General features: G+C 44.8%; 25 protein-coding genes. 21 read left to right on the forward strand and 4 right to left on the reverse strand.

Annotation, left to right across the window (positions count from 1 at the left end):
- Positions 1–50: 50 nt before the first annotated feature.
- The 4 genes from OCV47_RS02270 (at position 51) to OCV47_RS02285 (ending at position 2719) form a co-directional block, all read left to right on the forward strand.
- Positions 51–848 carry a hypothetical protein gene (locus OCV47_RS02270; RefSeq protein WP_256298474.1) on the forward strand — a complete coding sequence of 266 codons (798 nt, stop codon included), beginning with the start codon at positions 51–53 and terminating at the stop codon, positions 846–848.
- A 298-nt stretch (positions 849–1146) separates the two neighbouring features.
- Positions 1147–1539, forward strand: coding sequence for a Fur family transcriptional regulator (locus OCV47_RS02275; RefSeq protein ID WP_117448017.1), 393 nt, complete (start codon positions 1147–1149; stop codon positions 1537–1539).
- A gap of 152 nt (positions 1540–1691) precedes the next feature.
- On the forward strand, positions 1692–2279 hold the full coding sequence (locus OCV47_RS02280) for a rubredoxin-like domain-containing protein (RefSeq protein WP_117448018.1): 588 nt from the start codon (positions 1692–1694) through the stop codon (positions 2277–2279).
- A 218-nt stretch (positions 2280–2497) separates the two neighbouring features.
- Positions 2498–2719, forward strand: a complete 222-nt coding sequence (locus OCV47_RS02285) for a hypothetical protein (RefSeq protein WP_256298477.1) — start codon at positions 2498–2500, stop codon at positions 2717–2719.
- A gap of 62 nt (positions 2720–2781) precedes the next feature.
- Here the strand turns inward: OCV47_RS02285 and typA are convergent, their stop codons facing one another.
- On the reverse strand, positions 2782–4617 hold the full coding sequence (gene typA / locus OCV47_RS02290) for a translational GTPase TypA (RefSeq protein ID WP_256298479.1): 1836 nt from the start codon (positions 4615–4617) through the stop codon (positions 2782–2784).
- Positions 4618–4879: 262 nt separating this feature from the next.
- Between typA and OCV47_RS02295 the strand changes: the two genes are divergently transcribed.
- From OCV47_RS02295 to OCV47_RS02340, 10 genes are all read left to right on the forward strand, one after another.
- Complete coding sequence (locus OCV47_RS02295) at positions 4880–5506, forward strand: single-stranded DNA-binding protein (protein ID WP_117448021.1); 627 nt, start codon at positions 4880–4882, stop codon at positions 5504–5506.
- A 52-nt stretch (positions 5507–5558) separates the two neighbouring features.
- Entirely contained in the window at positions 5559–6137 is a 579-nt protein-coding gene (locus OCV47_RS02300; protein WP_256298481.1) for a cob(I)yrinic acid a,c-diamide adenosyltransferase, read from the forward strand.
- Between the two features lie 176 nt (positions 6138–6313).
- Positions 6314–7207 carry a 4-hydroxy-tetrahydrodipicolinate synthase gene (gene dapA / locus OCV47_RS02305; RefSeq protein ID WP_262653482.1) on the forward strand — a complete coding sequence of 298 codons (894 nt, stop codon included), beginning with the start codon at positions 6314–6316 and terminating at the stop codon, positions 7205–7207.
- A gap of 100 nt (positions 7208–7307) precedes the next feature.
- Positions 7308–8063, forward strand: a complete 756-nt coding sequence (dapB, locus tag OCV47_RS02310; RefSeq protein ID WP_256298484.1) for a 4-hydroxy-tetrahydrodipicolinate reductase — start codon at positions 7308–7310, stop codon at positions 8061–8063.
- A gap of 177 nt (positions 8064–8240) precedes the next feature.
- A complete protein-coding gene (locus OCV47_RS02315) occupies positions 8241–9317 on the forward strand; it encodes a hypothetical protein (protein ID WP_262653483.1) in 1077 nt (358 codons plus the stop codon).
- A gap of 145 nt (positions 9318–9462) precedes the next feature.
- Positions 9463–10326 (forward strand): DegV family protein, encoded by an 864-nt coding sequence (locus OCV47_RS02320; protein WP_256298488.1) that lies wholly within the window; start codon positions 9463–9465, stop codon positions 10324–10326.
- Positions 10327–10357: 31 nt separating this feature from the next.
- Complete coding sequence (locus OCV47_RS02325) at positions 10358–11689, forward strand: polysaccharide deacetylase family protein (RefSeq protein WP_262653485.1); 1332 nt, start codon at positions 10358–10360, stop codon at positions 11687–11689.
- Positions 11690–11699: 10 nt separating this feature from the next.
- Complete coding sequence (locus OCV47_RS02330) at positions 11700–12197, forward strand: hypothetical protein (RefSeq protein WP_262653486.1); 498 nt, start codon at positions 11700–11702, stop codon at positions 12195–12197.
- Positions 12198–12276: 79 nt separating this feature from the next.
- Positions 12277–12975, forward strand: coding sequence for a polysaccharide deacetylase family protein (locus OCV47_RS02335; protein WP_256298494.1), 699 nt, complete (start codon positions 12277–12279; stop codon positions 12973–12975).
- 40 nt (positions 12976–13015) lie between these two features.
- A complete protein-coding gene (locus tag OCV47_RS02340) occupies positions 13016–14335 on the forward strand; it encodes a replication-associated recombination protein A (protein WP_262653490.1) in 1320 nt (439 codons plus the stop codon).
- Positions 14336–14380: 45 nt separating this feature from the next.
- On the opposite strand, the gene mnmM is transcribed toward OCV47_RS02340, so the two are convergent.
- Entirely contained in the window at positions 14381–14944 is a 564-nt protein-coding gene (gene mnmM / locus OCV47_RS02345; RefSeq protein ID WP_262653493.1) for a tRNA 5-(aminomethyl)-2-thiouridylate-methyltransferase MnmM, read from the reverse strand.
- 139 nt (positions 14945–15083) lie between these two features.
- Here mnmM and mnmL point away from each other — a divergent pair, with 139 nt between their 5' ends.
- The 6 genes from mnmL (at position 15084) to OCV47_RS02375 (ending at position 21614) form a co-directional block, all read left to right on the forward strand.
- On the forward strand, positions 15084–16037 hold the full coding sequence (gene mnmL / locus OCV47_RS02350) for a tRNA modification radical SAM protein MnmL/YtqA (RefSeq protein ID WP_262653495.1): 954 nt from the start codon (positions 15084–15086) through the stop codon (positions 16035–16037).
- A complete protein-coding gene (locus tag OCV47_RS02355; RefSeq protein ID WP_117448031.1) occupies positions 16034–16546 on the forward strand; it encodes a DUF4364 family protein in 513 nt (170 codons plus the stop codon). The genes mnmL and OCV47_RS02355 overlap by 4 nt, the downstream gene beginning before the upstream one ends.
- A 19-nt stretch (positions 16547–16565) precedes the next feature.
- The gene (locus tag OCV47_RS02360) at positions 16566–18329 is read left to right on the forward strand and encodes a B12-binding domain-containing radical SAM protein (RefSeq protein ID WP_262653498.1); all 1764 of its coding nucleotides are present in this window, start codon (positions 16566–16568) and stop codon (positions 18327–18329) included.
- Positions 18330–18518: 189 nt separating this feature from the next.
- Positions 18519–20099 carry a VanW family protein gene (locus OCV47_RS02365; protein WP_262653499.1) on the forward strand — a complete coding sequence of 527 codons (1581 nt, stop codon included), beginning with the start codon at positions 18519–18521 and terminating at the stop codon, positions 20097–20099.
- A 4-nt stretch (positions 20100–20103) separates the two neighbouring features.
- Entirely contained in the window at positions 20104–21108 is a 1005-nt protein-coding gene (locus OCV47_RS02370) for an AIR synthase-related protein (RefSeq protein ID WP_262653501.1), read from the forward strand.
- A gap of 5 nt (positions 21109–21113) precedes the next feature.
- Positions 21114–21614, forward strand: a complete 501-nt coding sequence (locus OCV47_RS02375) for a tRNA (cytidine(34)-2'-O)-methyltransferase (RefSeq protein WP_117448035.1) — start codon at positions 21114–21116, stop codon at positions 21612–21614.
- 50 nt (positions 21615–21664) lie between these two features.
- Here the strand turns inward: OCV47_RS02375 and OCV47_RS02380 are convergent, their stop codons facing one another.
- Positions 21665–22351 (reverse strand): response regulator transcription factor, encoded by a 687-nt coding sequence (locus OCV47_RS02380; protein WP_117448036.1) that lies wholly within the window; start codon positions 22349–22351, stop codon positions 21665–21667.
- A 42-nt stretch (positions 22352–22393) separates the two neighbouring features.
- Entirely contained in the window at positions 22394–24775 is a 2382-nt protein-coding gene (locus OCV47_RS02385) for an endonuclease MutS2 (RefSeq protein WP_262653503.1), read from the reverse strand.
- Between the two features lie 167 nt (positions 24776–24942).
- Between OCV47_RS02385 and OCV47_RS02390 the strand changes: the two genes are divergently transcribed.
- Complete coding sequence (locus tag OCV47_RS02390) at positions 24943–25890, forward strand: 3'-5' exoribonuclease YhaM family protein (protein ID WP_262653505.1); 948 nt, start codon at positions 24943–24945, stop codon at positions 25888–25890.
- Positions 25891–25903 lie beyond the last annotated feature (13 nt).

Consider the following 25903-nt stretch of genomic DNA (forward strand, 5'->3'; position numbering starts at 1 on the left):
AATAGTTACGAAATATCCAAAAATCTATAGTTTCTGGGAGGGAGAAAGCTATGAAGACAAAGAGAAGCAACAAAAGATGGATGCCGATGTTACTACTGAGCATGCTGATGGCAGTATTGTTTGGTATGAGTGCGCTGGCAGCGGGAAATGTAGTTGACATGAAGGATGAGGGAAAAGGAATATATTCTTATTCCGAATTTTCAGGGACCAATACCGGTGATGTATACCATAAGATTACAATTCCGTATTCAGGAGATGTGATTATAACCGGGAATGCAATTACTTCATTGGGTTCAACTTACTCTATGCGAGTCGTTCTCTGCAATACCAAGGGAACTGAGCTGACCGATGCTGCCTATGTAGACAGCAACGGAGAAAAAGCTATTCTTTATGGCGTAAAGAAAGGTACTTACTACATTAAGACAACCGGTAAGAAATACTATGCATTGGTTGCGAAGATCGAAAAACGTACGGATAAAGGTGGCACCAGGAAGAATAAAGCAACTACAATCAAGCATAAAAAGCAGATCATGGGTGTAATGCCGGCAGGCGAAAAAGCAAGTGCAGCAGACTGGTACAAGATCAAGATGCCAAAGAAGAAAAAGCTGGAATTATCTATTTCACAGGAAGGAAGCGGAGCATTCCAGTTCTATCTTTATGGTCCAAGTTATAAAAAGGGTATTCGGATTGACACATTAGAAAATGCATCTGGCAAATATACCAGCATTGATGCAAGAACAAGAAAGGCCTCTAAGATTAAAGGCGGTACATATTATATCAAAGTATGTCGTCCATCCTATGATAGAAAGGCAAATGGTATCTACACCATTAAATGGAGAGCAAAATAGAATCACGGAAAGCCAAAAAGGCCCCCGAAGTGTGAAAGCTTTGGGGGCTGTCTTGTTGGATACTGTTGTATTTTTATACACGAAGATATTCCATCACTTCTTCAAATCCTTCATCGTTGCAATGAACGGAATATCCCCGTCCAGCCTGGTACAGAAAGAAAGTCTCCTTTCTGGTAATAGAGAACGTTAGCAAATTTTATATTTTACTGTTGACAAATCTGTTTAAGGATACTATACTGATATCAATAACAGTAATAGTTATTATTTTTAAAATTAGTTTTCAGAAAGGAAGGATCACATGAACTATAGTCGTCAGAGAGAATCCATCAAAGACTTCTTAAGTACACGGAAAGATCATCCTACTGCTGATACAATCTATATGAATATCAGAAAGCAATTTCCAAATATCAGCTTGGGAACAATTTATCGCAATTTAAACCTTTTATCTGATATTGGAGAAATCACCAGATTGACCACCGGAGATGGATGTGACCATTACGATTTCAATACTGCTCCACACAACCATTTTGTATGCACCAGATGTCACAGTGTACTCGATCTGGAGATGGACAGCATTGATGATATCGTAGAGGTGGCACGGAAGAACTTTCCGGGTAGGATTGACCGACATTGCACATATTTTTATGGAATTTGTGCAGAATGTATGGACACATCCGAAGAAGCAAGCTGACAGAGCAAGTTATTTGTCAAAAGTAAAAAGTAAGAATAATTACTGATTTTACTTGACATAAGCAAGAAGATGTGATAATCTAAAATCAGTAAACAATACTGATTTTAAAACAAAATAAAATATAAATTCAAAAAGAAAAGGAGAACAAAACAATGGCAAAATTTGTATGTAAAGTATGTGGTTATATCTATGAAGGCGAAGCAGCACCGGCTGAATGTCCAGTCTGTCATGCAAAATCCGACATGTTCCAGAAAGTAGAAGGAGAACTGGTTCTGGCTGCTGAACATGAATACGGTATCTATGCAAAAACTGTAAAAGACAACAAAGACATCAGCGATGAAGATAAGAAGTTCATCTTCGATCAGTTAAAAGCTAACTTCAATGGTGAATGTTCAGAAGTAGGTATGTACCTGTGCATGGCTCGTATTGCTCATCGTGAAGGATATCCGGAAATCGGTCTCTACTGGGAAAAAGCAGCTTACGAAGAAGCAGAACATGCAGCAAAATTCGCTGAGATGCTGGGCGAAGACCTTGAGCCAAACATGAAAGCTACTACAAAAGACAACCTGAAATGGAGAGTTGACTGCGAATTCGGTGCAACACAGGGTAAATTCGATCTCGCAAAATGTGCAAAGAAAAACAACCTGGATGCAATCCATGATACAGTACACGAAATGGCTAAAGACGAAGCCCGTCATGGACGTGCTCTGAAAGGCCTGTTAGAAAGATACTTTGGCTAAGCTACAAGCCATGCAAAATAGTGAAAATAAGGCTCTGCGAGTTTACTCGTAAGAGCCTTATTTTTGCTATTTTATACGGCGACAGCCGTCCATGAAATAGCCCGTAGGGCTATGAATAGAGCATGGCGTTGGGCAGGAGGCAAAAGAAGCAACAGGAATAGAACAGGAATATCTGGGCAATACTCCATACATGAATCGAGATAGAACAGGAGCAGCCCATGAAGACGAAAAGAAAGATCTGGCTGATCGCAGCCATATTTGTGATGACGGAAGCACTGGCATTTCCGGAGGCTTTATTCCCAGACTGTATCAGAGTCAAAGAAGTGCAACAGGAAGAACAAAGTGTAGACGAAAGCCAGAAATGGATGCAAAAGCCAGAGAGGCAGACAGAATTTAAATGGAAAATCTGGTTTTTGAAAAATATCAAAAAAGCCGGCTGATATAGGAGGCATACAAGATGCTTCCTGTCAGTCGGCTTTTCTCTTATTTCAATATAGTAATTTTACTGTGCGTTTTTCTTTGCGAATGCAGCACGTTTTCTCATGGTAGGATCCAGAATCTTTTTACGGATACGTAAGGATTTCGGAGTAACCTCCAGGAGTTCATCGGTATCGATGAAGTCCAGAGCCTCTTCCAGGCTGAGCACCTTCGGTACCGTCAGCTTCAGGGCATCATCAGATCCTGATGCACGGGTGTTGGTCAGATGCTTGGTCTTGCAGACATTCAGTTCGATATCATCTGTCTTACCGTTCTGGCCGATGACCATTCCAGAATATACAGCTTCACCAGGTCCGATAAACAGAGTACCACGTTCCTGAGCATTGAACAGACCATAAGTAACGGATTCACCAGTTTCAAAGGAGATCAGGGAACCCTGCTTACGATACTGAATCTCACCCTTGAAAGGACCATATCCGTCAAAAGTAGTATTCAGAATACCATTTCCCTTGGTATCCGTCAGGAAATCTCCACGATAACCGATCAGACCACGGGATGGAATAGAGAATTCCAATCTGGTGTAACCGCCGGTAGTCTGGCTCATTCCCTGGAGCTCACCTTTACGCATACTCAGTTTATTGATTACCGTACCGGAAAATTCATCTGGAACATCCACGTAAGCGATCTCCATTGGCTCCAGCTTCTTGCCACGTTCATCCTGCTTATAGATAACTTCAGCTTTGCTGACTGCGAATTCATATCCCTCACGACGCATATTCTCAATCAGAACAGACAGATGCAGTTCGCCTCGTCCGGATACTTTGAAACAGTCCATATCATCAGTCTCTTCCACACGAAGGCTGACATCGGTATTCAGCTCACGGAACAGACGGTCACGCAGATGACGGGAAGTAACAAACTTACCTTCACGGCCTGCCAGTGGGCTGTCATTGACACGGAACTGCATGGAGATTGTAGGCTCGGAAATCTTCTGGAATGGAATCGCTTCTACTTTTTCCGGAGAACACAGAGTATCACCAATGTGAAGATCTGCGATACCGGAGATCGCTACGATAGAACCAGTTCCGGCTTCGGTGACATCTACTTTATTCAGTCCGTCGAACTCATATAATTTACTGATCTTTACTTTCTGGAACTTGTCCGGATCATGATGGTTCACCAGAACCACATCCTGATTCACACGAATAGAACCATTATCAATCTTACCAACACCGATACGGCCAACATATTCGTTATAATCAATGGTACTGATCAGAACCTGAAGCGGTGCATTTTCATCTCCCTTAGGAGCAGGAATGTAATTGATAATAGTCTCAAACAGAGGAGTCATATCCCTGTGTTCATCGCTCAGTTCCAGAACTGCATAACCTGCCTTGGCAGATGCATAGACGAATGGGCAGTCCAGCTGTTCGTCAGAAGCGTTCAGATCAATGAACAGCTCCAGAATCTCATCAATGACTTCTTCCGGGCGTGCTTCCGGACGGTCGATCTTATTGATACATACGATAACCGGAAGATCCAGATCCAGTGCTTTTCTCAAAACGAACTTTGTCTGAGGCATAGAACCTTCAAAGGCATCTACCACCAGAATAACGCCGTCTACCATCTTCAGTACACGTTCTACTTCGCCTCCGAAGTCAGCGTGTCCAGGGGTGTCTACAATATTGATCTTATAGTCTTTATAATAAACTGCTGTGTTTTTAGATAAAATAGTGATTCCGCGTTCACGTTCGATATCATTAGAATCCATGACACGTTCCGCTACTTCCTGATTGGCACGGAATACACCGCTTTGCTTTAATAATTCATCAACGAGAGTCGTCTTACCGTGGTCAACGTGTGCGATAATCGCAATATTACGGATGTTTTCTCGATTCATACAGTACCTTCTTTCCTTCATTCTCCGAATTATTCTACCACATATTATTCATTTTACAAGATTTTTTCTGTCAAACTCTTCTTAATAAGAAGGATTTTGTCAGATAAGCATAAAAAAATGCCAAAAAACCGCAGATTCTGCGATATTTTCCTCATAAAACCGAGGACTGCTTCGTTCTAAAGAGTATGCGCAGGGAATAAACATATGTATGTAACGCAATACGAATAAATACTTTGCGATGAAGAAGGGAGCATGCATACATATGTCTGACAAAATTATTGAAAATAACCAGGTATCAATCATAGGAGAAATCGTGTCTGAATTCGTATTCAGTCATGAAGTGTTCGGAGAGGGATTTTATCTCGTGGATGTACAGGTAAAGAGACTCAGTGAGTCCTGTGACCGAATTCCGGTCATGGTATCCGAGCGGCTCATCGATGTAAATGAAGATTACAGAGGGGAATTTGTGAAGGTGACGGGACAGTTCCGTTCCTATAACCGACATGAAGAAAAACGGAACAGACTGGTGCTGTCCGTATTCGCAAGAGAAATCTGTTTTACGGAGGAGGAGACAGATAAGGTAAAAACCAATCAGATCTTCCTGGATGGCTACATTTGCAAGGTGCCGGTGTATCGGAAAACCCCTCTCGGAAGAGAAATCTCTGATATGCTGATTGCTGTGAACAGACCGTATGGAAAATCAGACTATATCCCGTGCATCTGCTGGGGAAGAAATGCAAGATTTACTGCCGGGTTTGAGGTGGGGAGTCATATCCAGATCTGGGGAAGAATTCAGAGCAGAGAATATGTGAAAAAGACAGAGGGAGACTGTGCAGAAAAAAGAACAGCCTATGAAGTATCAGTAAGTAAACTGGAATGGCTGAGATAGCTTGCATTTTGAAACAAAATGTGATAAAGTGTCTTGGCAACTGAGGTATAATATGAGAATTCGTAGCTGCCAGGGAAGTGCGATCTGCGCAGGACGGAACAGATATGAGGGAGAAATACGAGCAATCGTAAGTAATGTACAAATGATAAAAGGTCATACAATGATATTTTGTGGAGATGGAAAAGGAAAAAGTATGGCAGCGCTGGGTAAGGCTATGCTGGCGGCCAGCCATGGAAAGAGTGTCATGATCATTCAGTTCCTGAAAGAGAAAGAAATCGAGAATATGGAGTATTTTCGACGCCTGGAACCAGAGATCAAATTATTCCGTTTTGAAAGATCCGAAAAATGTTATCTGGATATGAATGAAGAAGAACGGGAAGAAGAAAAACTGAATATCCGCAATGGATTGAATTTTGCCAGAAAAGTTCTGGGAACACAGGGGTGTGATGTATTGATTCTGGATGAAGTTCTGGGACTTCTGGATACGGAGATCGTTTCAGAAGAAAATATTCTGGAACTGATGGATCAGAAAGCAGATGAGATGGATCTGATCCTGACAGGTCTGTATCAGGCACCGGAACTCTGGGACAAAGCAGATGAAGTGACTGTCATGCAGAAAAAGAAGCCTTAAGAGGGGAATGCGGCGAAAGGAAAAACGCATTGACAAGGCATTTCAATAATGTTATGATGAAAAAAAGCTGGGGCAAGGTCGGTGGGCCTGGCCCCATTATCATATGAAGAAATTTTCCATATGATAATGAAAAGCAGATTGTCAGGATACGATGGACGAATAACAAGGAGGATGTTATGGCTATTTTTAAGGGAGCAGGTGTAGCGATCGTTACGCCAATGTTTGAAAATGGTGAGGTAAATTACGATAAACTTGGTGAATTACTGGATTATCAGATTGAGAACAGCACAGATGCGATCATTATCTGCGGAACGACAGGAGAAGCAGCAACACTGTCACATGAAGAACATCTGGATGTGATTAAATATGCAGTGGATAAAGTAGCAAAGAGAGTTCCGGTGATTGCGGGAACAGGATCCAACTGTACAGAGACCGCAATCTATCTGTCACAGGAGGCAGAAAAAAGAGGCGCAGATGCTCTGCTTCAGGTAACACCATATTACAATAAGGCAACACAGAAAGGACTGATTCGTCATTTCACAGCAGTAGCTGAATCGGTAAATCTGCCGATCATTCTGTATAATGTACCAGGAAGAACAGGATGTAATATTCAGCCTGAGACAGCGGTTTATCTGGCAAAGAATGTGAAGAATATTGTAGCCATTAAAGAAGCATCCGGTAATATTGCACAGGTTGCTAAGATGATGAGTCTGGCAGACGGATGCATTGATCTGTATTCCGGAGAAGACGGACAGGTAGTACCGGCACTGTCACTGGGCGGAATCGGAGTCATCTCCGTACTTTCCAATGTGGCACCAAAGGAGACACACGACATGGTAATGTCTTATCTGAATGGAGACGTGGAGACCAGCCGTAAGATTCAGCTGAAGGCCATTCCACTGGTGGATGCGCTGTTCTGTGAAGTAAATCCAATTCCGGTAAAGACTGCTTTGAATCTGATGGGCATGAATACAGGAGCTTTTCGTGGACCGATGTGTGAGATGGAAGAAGAGAACAAACAGAAGCTGATTCAGGCAATGAAAGACTTTGGAATTAAGTGCTGTGAATAATGTGCACAGGAAGGATGGCGGCGAAACCTGAGAGGGTCACGCCGCCTTTCATCGTTGATGACTTTTGACCTAATTTAATAAGTTTCAGGAGGATAAAAGAATGGTAAAAGTAATTATGCATGGCTGCAATGGTCATATGGGACAGGTAATCACAGATTTAATCGCAAAAGATGAAAATGCACAGATCGTGGCAGGAATCGATATGGTAGATAACCGTGATAATGGATATCCGGTATTTACTGATATCAAGGCCTGCGATGTGGAAGCAGATGTCATGATTGATTTTTCTTCTTTTAAAGCAACAGATGGTGTACTGGATTACTGTGTAGAGAAACAGCTTCCACTGGTTCTGTGTACCACAGGCCTGACAGAGGAACAGCTGGCGAAGATGAAAGAATGCAGCAAGAAAACAGCGATCCTCAAATCTGCCAATATGTCTCTGGGGATTAACACGCTGATGAAGCTGCTTCAGGATGCAGCAAAGGTACTGGCTACAGCAGGTTTTGATATGGAAATTGTAGAGAAGCATCACAGACTGAAATGCGATGCACCGAGTGGAACGGCACTGGCGCTGGCAGATTCTTTGAATGAAGCAATGGATCATCAGTATCATTATGTATATGACAGAAGTCAGGTACATCAGCAGCGAGATGACAAAGAAATTGGTATTTCGGCAGTCAGAGGAGGAACGATTGTGGGAGACCACGATGTGATTTTTGCCGGACCGGATGAGGTGATTACGTTCAGTCATCGGGCTTATTCCAAGGCTGTTTTTGGTAAGGGAGCAGTAGAAGCAGCGAAATATCTGGCAGGCAAACCGGCAGGTTTATACGATATGCAGGATGTGATAGGTTAAATCTTAGGATTTACTTAATGGTATTGATTTCTTTTTTACCAGAAGATATAATTTGTGTAATTACAGAGTAAAAGGCTCTGTATTACCTGCATTGGCACAAGAATGTGGCAAAGAACATAAATGAATTCATGTATAAAAATGGAAAAATGGGGAATATAAGTAACAGGAGGTAATCACATGAAGAAGAAAAGTTTTATCATACCAGCGCTTCTTGCATGCATGATTTTCACAGGATGTGGAAAGAAGGCAGCTGAGACAGAAGCTCCCACAGAAGCACCGACTGAGGCTGTGACCACAGAAGCAGCTACAGAAACAGAACCGGTGACGGAAGCACAGACAGAGACCGAAACAGAAAAAGAAGACAGCATGAACCGTACAAGATCCCTGAAAGGCCTGGTTGTATCCTCAGATGCCAGCCAGCTGACGATTCAGACCGAGAGGGGCAAGCAGCTGCAGTTTTCTCTGACCGGAGCAGATATTCAGGTAACCGGCGGTATCGCAGCAGGCAACAATGTAACAGTTCTGTATAAGGGGGCTGTCGATGGCACCGATACAGCAAATGCAAAAGTACTGATGGTAAAAGATCTGGCACAGGGTGAGACACCGGTGACAGAAGGAGAGCCGATGACAGAAGCAGAAGAAGCCAATCCAGAGGCAGGAGCAGGCACGCTGGAAGGAACGATTTCTGATATCAACCCGGACAGAATCGTGATCCTGGCTAATGATGGAGATTCTTACTACTTCTCCATTTACGAAGCAGATATCAATCTGACGAATGGTACCCAGGTGGGCAATTATGTAACCGTATCTTACAATGGAGACATTTATGGACCGGAACTGGTGCCGGCTACTTCCATTACGGATGCTCAGGACGAAGCAGATAAAGCACCTTATGGTGGATCCGAGGGAGAAGATTATTCTTACATCGGTGGATCTGTAACAGACTGCACAGCAACTACCATTACGATATACACTGACAACGAAGAAGAGATTACACTGGATACTTCCAGTGCAAGACAGGTATATCGCAGTGGTCTGACCTATGGTACCTATATTATTGCAGAGTACAAGGGGGACGATCCAACAACTGCACAGATGACAGCCGTTTATGATTATACAGGAGAAAGCTCTTCTGATGGAAGTGAAGATCAGCAGAGCGTCTCTGACGAAGGAGCAGATAATGCCGACGCTGCAGCAGAGGAAGGACAGTCAGCTGTACAGGTTGAAGGTCAGGAAGACGGACAGTCAGCATAAAGAAAAGGTATTTATAAAAAGGCGATACATGGGGTATCGTCTTTTTTGCTTGTATTATCCAGGGAATTATTTTAAAATAGAGGGAAGATAACTGATCAGGCACAGAACAGTTAGAAAAGAGTTAGATACATGTGAGGTTAGATATATGAAGAAGATAGCAGTCGTAACAGACAGTAACAGCGGAATTACACAGCAGGCAGCGAAAGAATTAGGTGTGTTTGTACTGCCGATGCCTTTTTATATTAATGAAGAATTGTTTCTGGAAGATATTACCCTGACACAGGAGGAGTTCTATAAAAAGCTTCTGGAGGATGCAGATATCAGTACTTCTCAGCCCACTCCACTGGATGTGACAGAATTGTGGGACAAGGTGTTGGAGGATCACGATGAACTGGTGTATATTCCAATGTCCAGCGGCCTGAGCAATGCCTGTGAGACAGCAATGGCATTGGCCAGAGATTACGAGGGCAAAGTCTTCGTGGTAGATAATCAGCGTATTTCCGTAACACAGAGACAGTCGGTGCTGGATGCTCTGAAGCTGATCTCAGAGGGCAAAGATGGAGCAGAGGTGAAACAGATTCTGGAAGAGACGAAGATGTCAGCCAGCATTTATATCACCCTTGAGACTTTGAAATATCTGAAAAAGGGTGGTCGTATTACCCCGGCTGCAGCTGCTGTTGGAACCATTCTGAATCTGAAGCCAGTATTGCAGATTCAGGGAGAAAAACTGGATGCTTATTCTAAGTCCAGAGGAAAGATGAAAGCAAAGAAGATTATGCTGGAGGCCATTCATCATGATCTGGAGACACGATTTGCAGAAGAATGGAAAGCTGGAAAGATGACAATTCAGGCAGCGTATACGGGCAATCTGGAAGAAGCAGAGCAGTGGAAGAAAGAGATCGAAGCAGAATTCCCAGGCGTAGACGTACATATGGATCCATTGTCTCTCAGCGTGTCATGCCATATCGGACACGGTGCGCTGGCCATTACATGCTGTCTGGTACTGTAGGAAGACAGTTTATAGAATGAGGGGGATGAGCATGAAGACATTCAGAAGGTTTGGAGCAATTCTGATGTTGATGATGCTGGTTGTGCTGATACCGGTGCAGGGAGTGCTGGCAAAGACAACCAAAGCGAAGGATACTCCGTTAAAAGATGTCCGTAAGGCTGTGGAGGCAGAAGGACAGTGGGAGACAAATTCTAAGGGTGTGCGTTTCCTTACGGTTTCCGGAAAGTATATCAAATCCAGCTGGATCAGATCCGATGGCAATATTTATTATCTGAACAGTCAGGGCTATCGTGCCAGAGGATGGGTACTCTACCGAAAGAACTATTATTATATGGACAAAAACGGTAAAATGTATACCGGATGGCTGAAGGATCAATACTATCTGAAGAGAAATGGCATCCGGGCAAAGAGCCTGACGAAGATCGGAAAGAATACGTACTTTTTCAACAGTAAAACCGGGAAGAAACAGACCGGCTGGATCACAGTCAAAAAGAAGAAGTATTATTTTCTTCAGGCAACCGGACGAATGGCCAGAGGTGTGTGGGTAAAGGCCGGAACAGACTGGCTGTATGTGAATGCAGAAGGCGTCTTGCAGAAGAACAGATGGATTACGCTGGGAACCAAGACCTATTACCTGAATAGCAAAGGAGCCAGGCTGACCGGAGAACAATATATCAAGGGCAAGTGGTATTATTTTGACAGCAGGGGTGTATACGATCCCAAAGTAAAGCTGACACCAGCGGTGGATCCTTCTAAGAAGATGGTAGCGCTGACATTTGATGATGGACCGGGTCCCTATACAGACCGATTACTGAGCTGCCTGAAGAAGAACAATGCCAGAGCAACCTTTTTTATGGTGGGAACCAGTGTAGATCGGTATAAGAGCACGATTAAGAAGATGGTAAAACAGAAATGTGAACTGGGGAATCATTCTTTTGATCATGCAAATCTGACACAGATATCTACGGCTGCGGTTCAGTCTGAGATGACCAGAACCAGCCAGAAGATAAAGGCAGCCTGTGGAAAGGTGCCAACAGTAGCCAGACTTCCTTATGGAGCGGGAAATAATAACAGCAGTGTGCTGAATGCGCTTGGACTTCCATCGATCTACTGGTCGATTGATACCAGAGACTGGGCCAATACCGGCAATCCGCAGCATACAGTAAATGAAGTGCTGAACAATGTACAGGATGGAGATATTATTTTGATGCATGATATTCATCAATCATCTGTACAGGCAGCAGAGACGATCATTCCGGCTTTGAAGAAAAAGGGGTATCAACTGGTAACAGTCAGCGAACTGGCAAAATATAAAGGAAAGACAAGTCTGAGAACAGGAAAGACTTATTATAATTTTAGATGAGGACAGGAACATGGAACAGAAAAGAACGATAAATAATAAACTGAGCTGGGTATTTACGATCCTCTCCATTGGAGAACTGGCGGCAGCCCTGGCTATTGTGGCATATGGGCTTTTGAAGGGGCATATGTCAGGGCTGACCTGTAATGTGATTATGGGGGCTGCACTTGGCATTTACTGGCTGCTGGCAGATGTGGCAGAGCCATTTGCCGTACATCGTTTTGATGGAATTACCCAGGCACAGAAAGAGGCCTATGTGAAGTATATTTTGCTGGATCTGGTGGGCTTTGCAGGGATCGCTTATTTCCTTTTTGGAGTAGGAGGCAGTACATCCGGCAGCAGTGGTGGAATCTTAGGAGCAGTAGTTTATGTAGTTGTGATGAAGCCAAAACGCACTAACCAGCAGATTTTTTATGGATATATTGATCCGGAAGCAGAGCAGACAGATGAGGAAGAGTCTGAAGAAGCAGTGGAGAATACACTGGAAAAACCGGAGAAAGAACAGGAGTAGAGTCTGGAAAGTAATCGGTACGAATAAGAAAAAGAAAAGTGGCATATCATGGGAGTAAGGGATCTCAGGGGAATGCCATATGAAGAAGAAAACATGCCGGCAGATTTTATATTGTATTTTTCTTGCAGTGCTGATTTTGATGGGGCTTTTTCTGAAAAAAAAGTCAGATCGGACACAGGCTGTGAACAGTCAGAGTGTATTGGCAATGCAGGCGGAAGAGCTTCCGCCAAGAGTGGCGCTTACCTTTGATGATGGCCCGCATCGAATTTATACGAGAAATCTTCTGGATGGATTAAGAGAACGTGGTGTAAAAGCCACGTTCTTTGTAGTAGGCGAAAATATTCCTGGTAACGAAGAACTGATCCGGCAAATGGAAGAAGATGGACATCTGATTGGGAATCATACCTATGATCATGCAGATATCAGTAAAATGAGCGATGAGGAAAATTGCAGAGAACTGCGAAAGACCAGTGAACTGGTAAAGCAGATCACCGGTCATCAGACGGCCTATGTACGGCCGCCCTTTGGAAACTGGAAGGAAAGCATGGACTGCCGGATATCGATGATTGCTGTGAAGTGGACCATTGATACATTGGACTGGAAAAGCAAAAATGTAGAAGAGATTATCAGGAAAGTAATGCAGCAGGTATCCGATCATGATATCATATTGATGCATGATTATTATGCCACATCAGTAGAAGCTGCACTTCAAATCGTTGACAGACTGAAGGCAGAAGGATATGAATTTGTGACAGTGGAAGACCTGATATTGACGTAGTAAAATATGATTCGCTAATGAGGAAAGGAGAAGAGTACTCATGGATTTATTTGATTATATGAGAAGCAATACAATGGAAAAAGAAGCACCTCTGGCATCCAGACTTCGACCAAGAACGCTGGAAGAAGTAGTGGGACAGCAGGAGATCATCGGAAAAGGCAAGCTGCTTTATCGTGCGATCAAGGCCGATAAGCTGGGTTCTATCATCTTTTATGGACCGCCAGGAACCGGAAAGACCACGCTGGCAAAGGTGATTGCCAATACCACCAGTGCAGAATTTACCCAGATTAATGCTACCGTAGCCGGGAAAAAAGACATGGAAGAAGTGGTGCAGAAAGCGAAAGACAGCATGGGAATGTACGGCAAACGGACGATTCTGTTCGTAGATGAGATCCATCGTTTTAATAAAGGACAGCAGGACTACCTGCTTCCGTTTGTGGAAGATGGTACCTTGATTCTGATTGGAGCAACCACAGAAAATCCCTATTTTGAAGTCAACGGAGCGTTGCTTTCCAGATCTGTTGTATTTGAGCTGAAGCCATTGTCCAAAGAGGACATCAAGATATTGATATCAAGGGCTGTTTATGATGTGGAACGAGGCATGGGATCTTATGATGCAGTGATTGATGAGACGGCAGCGGACTTCCTGGCAGATATGGCAGATGGAGATGCCAGATCCGCATTAAATGCAGTAGAACTGGGTGTATTGACTACCGAACGCAGTGAGGACGGCAAGATTCATCTGACTCTGGATGTGGCGGCGGAATGCATTCAGAAACGAGTGGTACGGTACGATAAAACCGGGGACAACCATTACGATACCATCTCTGCTTTTATCAAAAGTATGCGTGGTTCGGATCCGGATGCAGCGGTGTATTATCTGGCCCGGATGCTGTATGCGGGAGAAAGTGTCACCTTTATCAGCCGCCGTATTATGATCTGTGCGGCAGAAGATGTGGGAAATGCAGATCCGCAGGCACTTCAGGTAGCGGTAGCGGCGGCTCAGGCAGTAGAACGGGTTGGTATGCCGGAGGCACAGATCATTCTGTCGCAGGCAGTTCTCTACGTGGCGACTGCTCCAAAGAGCAATTCTGCTACGAATGCTATCTTTGAAGCAACTCAGGCAGTTAAGGAATATAAGGCAACCGTACCGGTACATCTTCAGGACTCTCACTATAAGGGAGCGGCCAAAGTGGGACATGGAATCGGATACGAATACGCCCATGATTTTCCGAAGCACTTTTCCAGACAGCAGTATCTGCCGGATGAGATCAAAGACAAGGTCTTTTATCGTGCCTCAGATAACGGATACGAGAAGCAAATCAAGAAGCATATGGAATGGCTGCACTCGGAAGAGTGAGCCATTGGGGATCCATTGGGGACGTGTAAAAGTGGCTTTTTCAATCTACAGCTTTAAGATAAATACCGGAATGGGTGGATTGTTTGGACGATTATAGTAACAGGACAGCAGTACCATATACTGCTTTGGATCCAGCTGCTTTAAATAATCCAAAATGGCATCCCGTTCCTCAAATCCGGTATCGCCACCACTGTAGATACACAGGCTCATCATGCTCTGTTTTTTCAGAAGCGTAAGGCCATCATGGATAGCTGCAAGACTGGTATCTGCATGAGTGCAGAGCTGATGATTACCGCCTGGAAGATAGCCGAAGTTAAACATAATACAGTCTACCGTACCTGCTTCGGCATAGAGATGCATATTGGCATGGCTCTCCAGAATGGCTGTCCCGATGTCAGAAAATCCGGCGGCAAAGAGCCGTTCATTGGTGGCATCTACGGCAGCCTGCTGAATGTCAAAGGCCAGAACCCGGCCACGGCTGCCTGTAAGCTGACATAAAAATTCTGTGTCATTGCCCTTGCCAGCAGTGGCATCGATACAAAAATCTCCCGGGTGAACATGCTGTTCAAGGAAGTGGTGGCAGAATTCAGTGATCTGGTAATTTTTCAAAAAAGGCACCTTCTTTCAAAAAATGGTATAATACACGTATGCAAATATATCACGCTTGCAAGAAAGGGTCAAATACTATATACTCAAAATAGTGACGTAAATTTTCTGATATGTAGCGTTCTATATAAGGAGAGTATTTATGCAGAAAATCTGGGGCGAGAAGCCTTATCGTTCGCTGGACTGGCAACTGAAGAACCAGTTTGGTGAAAAAGTCTATAAACTGGCCTTGAATGGCGGCATGAGCTGTCCGAACAGGGATGGTAAAGTCGGCAGAGGAGGCTGTATTTTCTGCAGTGAAGGTGGAAGTGGCGATTTTGCAGCGGATGGGCATCTGTCCGTAACAGAGCAGATTGCATTCCAGAAAGAGTCCCTTCGGAAGAAGAAGCCGGCGAGGAAATACATTGCTTATTTTCAGGCCTACACCAATACGTATGCACCGGTAGAATATCTGAGAAAGATATTCACAGAGGCGATCGCAGATCCGGAAGTAGTCATCCTGTCGGTGGCGACCAGACCAGATTGTCTGCCGGAGGAGGTACTGGATCTGCTGGCTGAGCTAAATGAACAGAAGCCGGTCTGGATCGAACTGGGTTTGCAGACCATGCATGAAGAGACGGCACAGATGATTCACAGAGGCTATGATCTGGCCTGCTTTGAACAGGCGGTAAAAGAACTTCGAAGACGAGATATCGATGTGATTGTCCATACGATTCTGGGACTGCCGATGGAGGGCACAAAGGAAGTACTGGAAACAGTCACATATCTGAATCAGATGGATATTCAGGGTATAAAACTGCAATTGTTACATATTCTGAAAGGAACAGAGTTGGGCCGTATTTATCTGGAGCAGGAAAAGGAAACAGAAGTCATTCGTCCAATGACGATGGAAGAATATATTGATCTGGTGATCGCATGTGTGGAACATCTGTCACCGGAGATTACGATACACCGGTTGACCGGAGACGGACCGAAGGACCTTCTGATTGCTCCCTTATGGAGCAGCAGAAAGAGGACGGTTCTGAATGAAATACACAGCGAACTGAAGAAAAGAAATGTCTGGCAGGGAAAGATGCTGGGAAGGAGCGCATTATGAAAGAAGTCCATACACTTTACAAACTGATTTTCTTATATTTACTGGACAGAGTAGAGTTCCCTCTGACCAATGGACAGATTTGTGCATTTGTGGCAGAAGAACAGTATACGGATTATTTTACGGTTCAGGAGACTCTGGCAGATATGGTGGAATCAAAGCTTCTGGAGACGGAACTTGTGAGAAACAGTACATTTTACAGCCTGACAGATAGTGGAAAAGAGACTCTGAGCTACTTTAAGGATGATATTTCCACTGCTATTCGGAAAGATATTGAGAATTACCTGAAAAAGAATAAAATGAAGCTGCGCGATGAAAATGCAGTTCTGGCAGATTACAGCAATCTGGATGAAGGCAGATTCAGTGTGAAGCTTCAGATCAAAGAAAAAGATAACTACATTGTAGATATGACATTGGTAGTGCCGGATGAACGGCAGGCGATTATGCTTTGTGACAACTGGAAGAAAAAGAGTTCAGAGATTTACCGTCATCTGATGAAAGAACTGATGTAGGAGAACGGGATAACAAAAAATGAAAGTATTACTGACAGCAGTGAATGCAAAATATATTCATTCCAATCCGGCAGTTTACAGTCTGCAGAAGTTTGTGACAGCCTATGCACCGGAGTATGGAAGGAATGTGGAACTGGCAGAATTTACCATCAATCATTATGCAGACGATATTTTGCAAGAGATTTATCGCAGAAGGCCGGATGTAGTGGCCTTTTCCTGTTATATCTGGAATCTGCAGATGATAGAACGTGTACTGGAAGATCTGCCAAGGGTACTGCCGGAGGTGCAGATCTGGGCTGGTGGACCGGAGGTCAGTTATGATGCTCCGGAGTTTTTGAAAAAACATGATTGTATGACCGGTGTCATGATGGGAGAGGGAGAAGAGACATTTCTGGAATTGATGGAATACTGGCATGGAAAGAAGAAGCTGAATGAGATTCCAGGGATTACCTGGAGAGATGGCGAAGGGGAGATAAAAGTCCAGCCTGGGCGTCCGCTTCTGGACATGAACCGGATCCCATTCCTGTATGATGAGCTGGATGACTTTGAGCATCGGATTATCTATTATGAAAGTAGCAGAGGCTGTCCTTTTTCCTGTAGCTACTGCCTGTCTTCGATTGATAAAAGTGTGCGCTTCCGTGATGCGCAGACAGTGGTGAAGGAACTTCAGTTCTTTCTGGACAGAAAGGTACCACAGGTAAAGTTTGTAGATCGTACCTTTAACTGCCGTCACAGCCATGCACTGACGATCTGGAATTATATCCGGGAACATGATAATGGGATTACCAATTTCCATTTTGAGATAGCAGCAGATTTGCTGAATGAGGAGGAACTGGCGCTTTTGAATACCATGCGGCCTGGACTGGTGCAGCTGGAGATCGGAGTGCAGTCGACCAACCAGAAGACCATAGAGGCGATTGATCGTGTAATGGATTTTTCACATTTGTGCAGTGTGGTGAAACGTGTGCAGTCGGGACACAATATTCATCAGCATCTGGATTTGATCGCCGGACTGCCATGGGAGAACTTCGACAGTTTCCGACAGTCTTTTAATGACGTTTATCATCTGTACCCGGATCAGCTTCAGCTGGGATTTCTGAAGGTTCTGAAAGGTTCCAGGATGCAGGAAAAGGCAGAAGAATATGGTATAGTTTATCACAGTGATCCGGTGTATGAAGTCTTTTATACGAACTGGATCTCCTACCAGGAGATTCTGGAACTGAAGCAGATAGAAGATATGGTGGAGGTCTACTACAATAGTGGACAGTTTCCGAATACCATACGGCATCTGGAAAAAGAATTCAGTGATCCTTTTACCATGTATCAGCGGATGGCTGCATTTTACGGGCAGCAGGGCTGGTGGGGACAGAGCCATTCCAGAATGCAGAGATTTGAGATGCTGCGGGAATTTATCCACAGTATCAGTGAAAACGGGATATATGATGAATTATTACTTTTGGATCTGTATCTGAGAGAGAACAGTAAAAGCCGGCCGAAATGGGCACCGGATCTTCAGAATGAGAAAAAGCAGTTTCTGGACTGGTTCAGACAGGAAGAACAGGAACATCAGGTATTGAAAGGCTATGAAGGATTCAGCGCAAGGCAGATGATGAATATGGTACATCTGGAGCGTTTTTCGATTGAAACAGCACAGCTGTGCGGCTGGGAACAGCAGAAGGAGGATACACAGGAATGCTGGGTACTGTTTGATTACCGGAATCGGAATGCACTGGATCAGAATGCAGGGATATACTTCATAAAAAGTTCACTTGCCAGCTTGTAAAAAATGGCATAGAATAAATAAGAATATGAAAATACGAGGTGAATATTATGTTAGATATGAGAAATACAAAAACAAAACGTACAATTGCGGCAGTGGTTGCCATCTTACTTATCGTGGCTATGGTCGTTACTATGATCATTGGCGCATTTATGTAATCGAACAATCGGGGAGACAGTTCGGGAGGTAAATATGATATTTGGGAAAAGAATCCTGGCGGCTGCAGCCGCAGTAGTCTGCATCGGGACTGCGGGAGGTCTTGTACAGGCGGAAGACCAGATCGGTCAGGGGATTTCGATTGAAGGCATTGATGTATCTGGAATGACTTATGACGAAGCGAAGTCTGTGGTACAGCAGAAGGTTTCAGATATGATGAATTCTACGATTAAGGTTCAGATCAATGACGAGAGTGTGGATGCCAGCGCAGTGGATTTTGGACTGCAGTGGAAGAACCGGAATGTAGTGCAGGAGGCAGTCGATATCGGGAATTCCGGCAATGCGATCAAGCGCTACAAGGACAGCAAGGATCTGACACAGGAAAAAAGAGATCTTCAGCTGGAATTTGCAGTGAATGACAGCGCTGTGAAGGAGTTTGTGGAAAAGTGCAAACAATATGATCAGGATCCGGTGGAGGCATCCATTGAATCAGACGGCAGCGGCGGCATTAATATGCAGCCCGGACAGGCAGGTATTGTGGTAAATGTGGATGAATCCGTGCAGATTCTGGAGGACTACATAGCGAATAACTGGACCGGTGCAGCAGATTCCAGCGTGGAACTGTCTGTTCAGGTGCAGGAGCCGAGCGCCAGTGAGAAGGATCTGGAGTCCATCACAGATGTGCTTGGTACCTATACCACTTATTACGGATCCACTTATGGACGCAATACCAACGTAGAACGTGGAGCGGAATTGATCAACGGACATCTGATTCGTCCGGGCGAAAGCTTTTCCGTGTGTGATCACCTGGTTCCATTTAGTGCAGAGAATGGCTATGAACTTGGCGGTGCTTATGAGAATGGCCGTGTTGTACAGGAGTACGGCGGCGGTATCTGTCAGGTATCTACCACTCTATATAATGCCCTGCTCCTGGCAGAGATCGAGATTGACGAGAGACATAATCATACGATGAGTGTACATTATGTTCCACCATCTATGGATGCAGCGATTGCAGAAGGAAGTATGGATCTGGTATTTACGAATAATCTGGATACACCGATTTTCATTTCCGGATATGCCTATGGCGGTGTGTTGACGTTCACTGTATGGGGCAAGGAGTATCGTCCGGAGGACCGTTATGTGTCCTATGAAGGTGTGGAGACCAGTACGATTCCGGCACCGACTACCACACTTCTGTATGCAGATAATGAACAGAATGTGGGATACTTTAACCAGGTGCAGACAGCATCTCCTGGAAGTACCGCGGTATGCTATAAATACGTAACTTATAATGGAGAGACCACACAGGAGCAGATCAATTCCAGTACCTATGAGGCAGCTTCTAATATCTATGAAGTGGGGACCATTGGTGCATCTGATGCACTCTTAACAGCGATTGCCAATGGGGATCTGGCAGCAGCACAGCTGGCGGCTACCGGTACGGTGACCATTGATACCAATGCCACAGAAGCTGATGACACACAGCAGAGTGAGTCCTCAGCACAGACTGACGGCTCCACAGATACCAGTGGCGGTACCTATATGGATACCACGGATGGAGAAGTATGGATAGATAATGGTGGAACAACCGATGATGGCGTTGTTTCATGGGAGTAAGTACATGAAGACCGGAAAAATATCAGAGAATGTATTAAAGCGTTCTGTTCTAAAAAGATGTAAGTCCGGAAGAGAGGAAGTGGCGCAGGGATCAGGAATCGGTCAGGACTGCGCCATTGTCCGCTCAGAAGGACAGAAGTTCTGTGTTCTGCATACGCAGGCTTTTACAGTAGAACGGATGGAAAAAATCAAATATCAGGTTTACTGTGGTGTGAATAACCTGTGTTGTTCTGGCGGAGAAGCGGTGGCTTTGATGATGGCGGTGATGATGCCGGAGCAGGGAGAAGAAGATCTGCTGCGCAGCATAATGGACAGCGCAGATACAGTCTGCCGTGAATGTGGGATTCAGCTGTCAGGAGGTCACACGGAGATCTCTGGGGCAGTGCAGGTACCAGTAGTGACGATGACCCTGATGGGCTATGCAAAAGAACCACATCTGACAAAGGATATCCGTCAGGATCTGGAACTGGTGATGGCCGGGTATCCGGCTTTGACTGGAACGGCGCTTCTGGCCAGAGAAAAAGAAGAAGAATTAAAGCTGCGTTTCCCACTGGAACTGGTGGAGACCGCAAAAGAATTTGACCAGCTGATGGTGGGAAAAGAGGCGGCACAGATTGGCTGGGATTGTGGGGCTGTGGCCATGCATGATATCTCCCAGGGTGGTATCTTTGGTGCGTTGTGGGAGTTCTGTGAAAGTAATGGGATCGGTATGGATGCAGACCTGAGAAAAATTCCAATTCGTCAGGAGACGATTGAGATCTGTGAACAGTATGGATGGAATCCGTATCAGTTACTGAGTGGCGGCAGTTTTTTGATGGCAGTGCCAGATGGACAGAAGACTGTGGCACAGCTGAAGCAGGCAGGAATCTGCAGCGCTGTGATAGGAAGAACTACGGATAAGAGAGAAAAGGTACTACATAACGGAGAAGAGATGCGTTATCTGGACAAACCGGCACAGGATGAGATCGAGAAGCTGGTTTATCGGGATGCAAGGCAGGAGAGTGAATAGAATATATGTCAAAGCTGAATATTGTATTATTTGAGCCGGAGATTCCGGCCAATACCGGTAATATCGGGAGAACCTGTGTGGCGACCGGCACCAGGTTGCACCTGATTGAGCCATTGGGCTTTCGGCTCAATGAGAAGTCGGTAAAGCGGGCAGGAATGGATTACTGGGAACATCTGGATGTGACCAGATATATTAATTATGAGGATTTCCTGGCGAAGAATCCAGGAGCAAAGATTTATATGGCAAGCACCAAGGCTCCAAGATGCTATACAGAAGTACAGTATGAGCCGGACTGTTTTATTATGTTTGGAAAAGAGAGTGCAGGGATTCCAGAGGAGATTTTGCTGGAAAATCAGGAGACGGCAGTGCGGATCCCGATGATGAGTGAGATCCGTTCTCTGAACCTTGGAAATTCAGTGGCGATTGTCTTGTATGAGGCACTGCGTCAGAATCAGTTTTCTCAGATGCAGCTGGAAGGTCATTTGACCAAATATGACTGGAAGTAAAGATAAGGCGCACATAGGATATATGCAAAAAGGCATAGCGAGATCATCTGCTATGCCTTTACTTCAAACTTATAGCCCACACCCCAGACGGTGGACAAAGACCATGTTTCATGGTCTTTTATTTTTTCACGGAGACGTTTGATGTGGACATCGACTGTGCGTGGATCTCCCATATAGTCATAGCCCCAGACATAGTCCAGAAGCTGTTCTCTGGTGAATACCCGATTGGGAGATGCTGCCAGACAGTAAAGCAGTTCCAGTTCCTTTGGAGGAAGAGCCAGAGGCTCGCCGTCCAGCTTTACAGTATAACTGGTCTGACTGATAAACAGACCAGGATATTCTACATAGTCACCGATCGCATCGTCCGGGGAACCAAAATTCATCTCTGGATGGTAGCGGCGGAGAACTGCATGGATGCGCGCTTTCAATTCGTCTGGGTCAAATGGTTTTTCTATATAATCATCGGCGCCAAGTTCCAGCATACGGATCTTGTCTGAGGTTTGAGTATTGCCTGACAGGACAATCATTGGGGTATCAGAGATTTTTCGCATACTGATGCATACTTCCGGGGCATTCATACCAGGAAGAAAATAATCCAGCAGAACAAGATCCGGGGAGTAGGAGGTAAAATCAGCCAAAGCCGATTCTCCATCCAGATAGACTTTGGTCTCATAACCGTCATTCCCCAGAAAAGTAGAGATCTGCCGGGCTGTCACCATATTATCCTCAATAATCATTAATTTTTGTTTCAATATAAACAGCCTCTCTTTGATGTCAATTTATTTTTTAAAGGTTACAATTGTAACACCGGCATCACCTTCACCGAATTCTCCAAGGCGGTAAGATTCTACATGTTTTTGTTTACGCAGGTAGTTATGAACAGCCTTACGAAGTGCACCGGTACCCTTCCCATGAACTACCCGGACACTTGGCATATGGGAGATATAGGCATCATCCAGATACTTATCCAGTTCAGCCAGTGCTTCATCTACCGTCTTGCCAAGAAGATTGATCTCAGTGCTGACGGATGCCGACTTAGATATTTTGATCTTGCCGGTTCCGGTACGTGTGGTTCTTGGGTTCGCAGTTTCCACATCTGGAATCAGTTCCAGATCCCTGATATTGACCTGTGAACGCATAATACCCATCTGTACAAACAGATCTCCTTTTGCATTAGGCAAGGTGCTGATGGTTCCTTTTAGATTCAGGCTGAGCACCTTTACACTGTCACCGATATGCAGATCTTTCGGCTGCAGCTGCTTTGCAGCTTTTGCCTTGGCTGGTTTGATTGCCAGCTTCTTCTCTACGCCAGACATTTTTTCACGGAGACGGTTACGTTCCTGTTCCATGGCACGGGAGTCGATGCTGGCTTTTCCAAATTTATTAAAGTTCTTGATGGTGGTATCCGCATATTCCTTGGCATCCCGAAGAATCTTATGGGCCTGTTCATTGGCTTCCCGTAAAATGCGTTCCCTACTGGCATCCAGAGATTCCTGCTTCTGTTCCAGACGACTCTTCAGCTGCTCAATCTCCTGTTTGTAATGATTGATCTCATCCTGTTCTTTGGCAATAGTTACACGGCTGTTTTCCAGATCAGCCAGGAGAGATTCAAAGTCTTCATCCTGCTGGCTCAGATTGCCTTTTGCCTCTTCAATGATATAATCATCCAGACCAAGCTTGGAGGAAATGGCAAATGCATTACTTTTTCCTGGAATACCGATCAGCAGATGATAGGTCGGGCTTAAAGTCTCTACATTGAATTCACAGCATCCGTTTTCCACACCCGGAGTGGTGAGGGCAAAGACTTTCAGTTCACTGTAATGGGTAGTGGCCATCGTTCGGATCCCCTGCCGGTGCAGGTTGGATAAAATGGCGATGGCCAGAGCAGCCCCCTCGGTTGGATCGGTTCCGGCACAAAGCTCATCAAAGAGTACCAGAGAACGAGGCGTTGCTTTTGCCAGAATGTTTACAATATTCGTCATATGAGAAGAAAAGGTACTCAGACTCTGTTCAATGCTCTGTTCGTCTCCGATATCAGCAAATACATCATCAAAAACAGCCAGTTCAGACTGATCAAAAGCCGGAATGTGAAGTCCGGACTGCCCCATCAGGGTAAAGAGTCCCACCGTTTTCAGGGAAACGGTCTTACCACCGGTATTTGGACCAGTGATGATCAGAAGTTCAAATTCTTTTCCAAGACGAATATCGATCGGTACCGCTTTTTTCTTATCCAGCAGAGGATGGCGGCCTTTTTTGATGTTGATGATGCCTTTTTGGTTAAAAATCGGTTCACTTCCGTTATAAGAACGGGACAGCTGAGCCCGGGCAAAGATAAAATCCAGACGGGTAAGAAGCTCCAGATTGGTTTCCAGTGGTTCCAGCTCGGCAGCGGCACGACTGCTTAAGGTAGAAAGAATCACTTCGATTTCTTTTTCTTCTTTCAGCTCCAGTTCATGTAATTCATTATTCAGTTTTAAAACAGCCATTGGCTCAATAAACAATGTAGAGCCAGTGGAGGACTGGTCATGGATCATACCCTGTACCTGACTGCGGTATTCTGCTTTTACCGGAAGACAGTAGCGGCCGTTTCGCATAGTGATCACGGCATCCTGAAGATAAGTTCTGGCAGAGCCATTCACCATGGAAGTCAGCTGGGCATGGACTTTATCGTTCATCTGTCCGATGGAACGGCGGATACTCTTCAGAGTCGGACTGGCATCGTCGCTGATCTCATCTTCGGATAAAATACAGCGGCGGATCTCGCCAGCCAGAGGCGCCAGAGGCTGCAGTGCCTGAAACATCACATCCAGTGTATCAGATTCAGCTTCGTCATTGTCTTTACGGTCATAGGATTTGGCACGGCTGCACACATCCAGCATCTTACTGATATGAAGCAGTTCCTGGGTACTTAAAATGCTGCCAACTTCCAGTCTCTTTAGAGAACCGCGGATGTCATAGACACCAGAAAAAGAAAGACTGCCCTTCTGATAAATACGTGCCAGCGCCAGAGAAGTCTCATGCTGCATGGTGCGGATCTCTTCAATATCAGAGGAAGGAACCAGATGCTTACACAACTCCTTTCCCAGAAGAGAACCGGCACAATTCACCAGCTGGTCGATAATTTTTTCATATTCTAAAGTTTTTAAAACCTTACTGTTCATGTAAATCTCCTAAATCAATTATTTGGTAGGGTTACGGCTCACCTCGCGAAACATTGACCGTGAACAGTAACTTAGCGGGTACATTATACCACAAAAAGATTGAAATTCCCATAGAAGATGTTGTATCATTTAGAGTGAAGTTGAAGTAGAAAAGAGGAAAATGATTTATGAAATTTATCGGACAGCTCCATGAGGGAGACCGTATCAGTGATATTTATCTCTGCAAGCACAGACAGGCCGCTGTGACAAAGAATGGCAAGTCCTATGAGAATGTGATTCTGCAGGATAAGACAGGAACCATCGACGCCAAAATCTGGGATCCGAATTCCAGTGGAATTGATGATTTTGACGTATTGGATTATATTGATGTAGTGGGTGATGTGAGCAATTTCCAGGGCTCGCTGCAGGTATCGATCAAGCGGGTACGCAAGGCCCATGAAGGAGAGTACGATCCTGCAGATTATCTTCCGGTGACAGAAAAAGATGTGGATGAGATGTATCAGGAACTGCTGAACATTCTGGGCAGTGTAAAGAATCCATATCTGACTCAGTTAAATGACATGTATTTCCGGAACAATGAGTCTTTTGCGAAAGCATTCAAGTTCCATTCTGCAGCAAAATCGGTACATCATGGTTTTGTAGGTGGTCTTCTTGAGCATACCTTAAGCGTGGTGAAGCTGTGCGACTATTATTGCACTTGCTATCCGGAGATGAACCGGGATCTGCTGTTGACAGCGGCGGCCTTTCATGATGTGGGAAAATTAAAGGAATTGTCCACATTCCCGGAAAATGATTATACGGATGACGGTCAGCTGCTGGGACATATCTATATGGGGACAGAACTGATCCGTGCCAGCATCCGCCGGATTTCGGATTTCCCGAAGAAGCTGGCCAGTGAACTGTGCCACTGTATTCTGGCTCATCATGGGGAACTGGAATATGGATCTCCGAAGAAGCCGGCGCTGATGGAAGCAGTAGCACTGAATTTGGCTGATAATACGGATGCGAAGCTGGAGTCCTTCAGGGAAGTACTGAAGTCTGCCAAAGAAAATGACGGCTGGCTGGGATATAACAGACTGTTTGAAAGCAATCTGCGTAAAAGCAGTAACGAATAACTAGTGGAGTGAA

Origin of the sequence: Muricoprocola aceti, from assembly GCF_025567005.1 — a bacterium.
In the GTDB taxonomy this organism is placed as follows: Bacteria; Bacillota; Clostridia; order Lachnospirales; family Lachnospiraceae; genus Marvinbryantia; species Marvinbryantia aceti.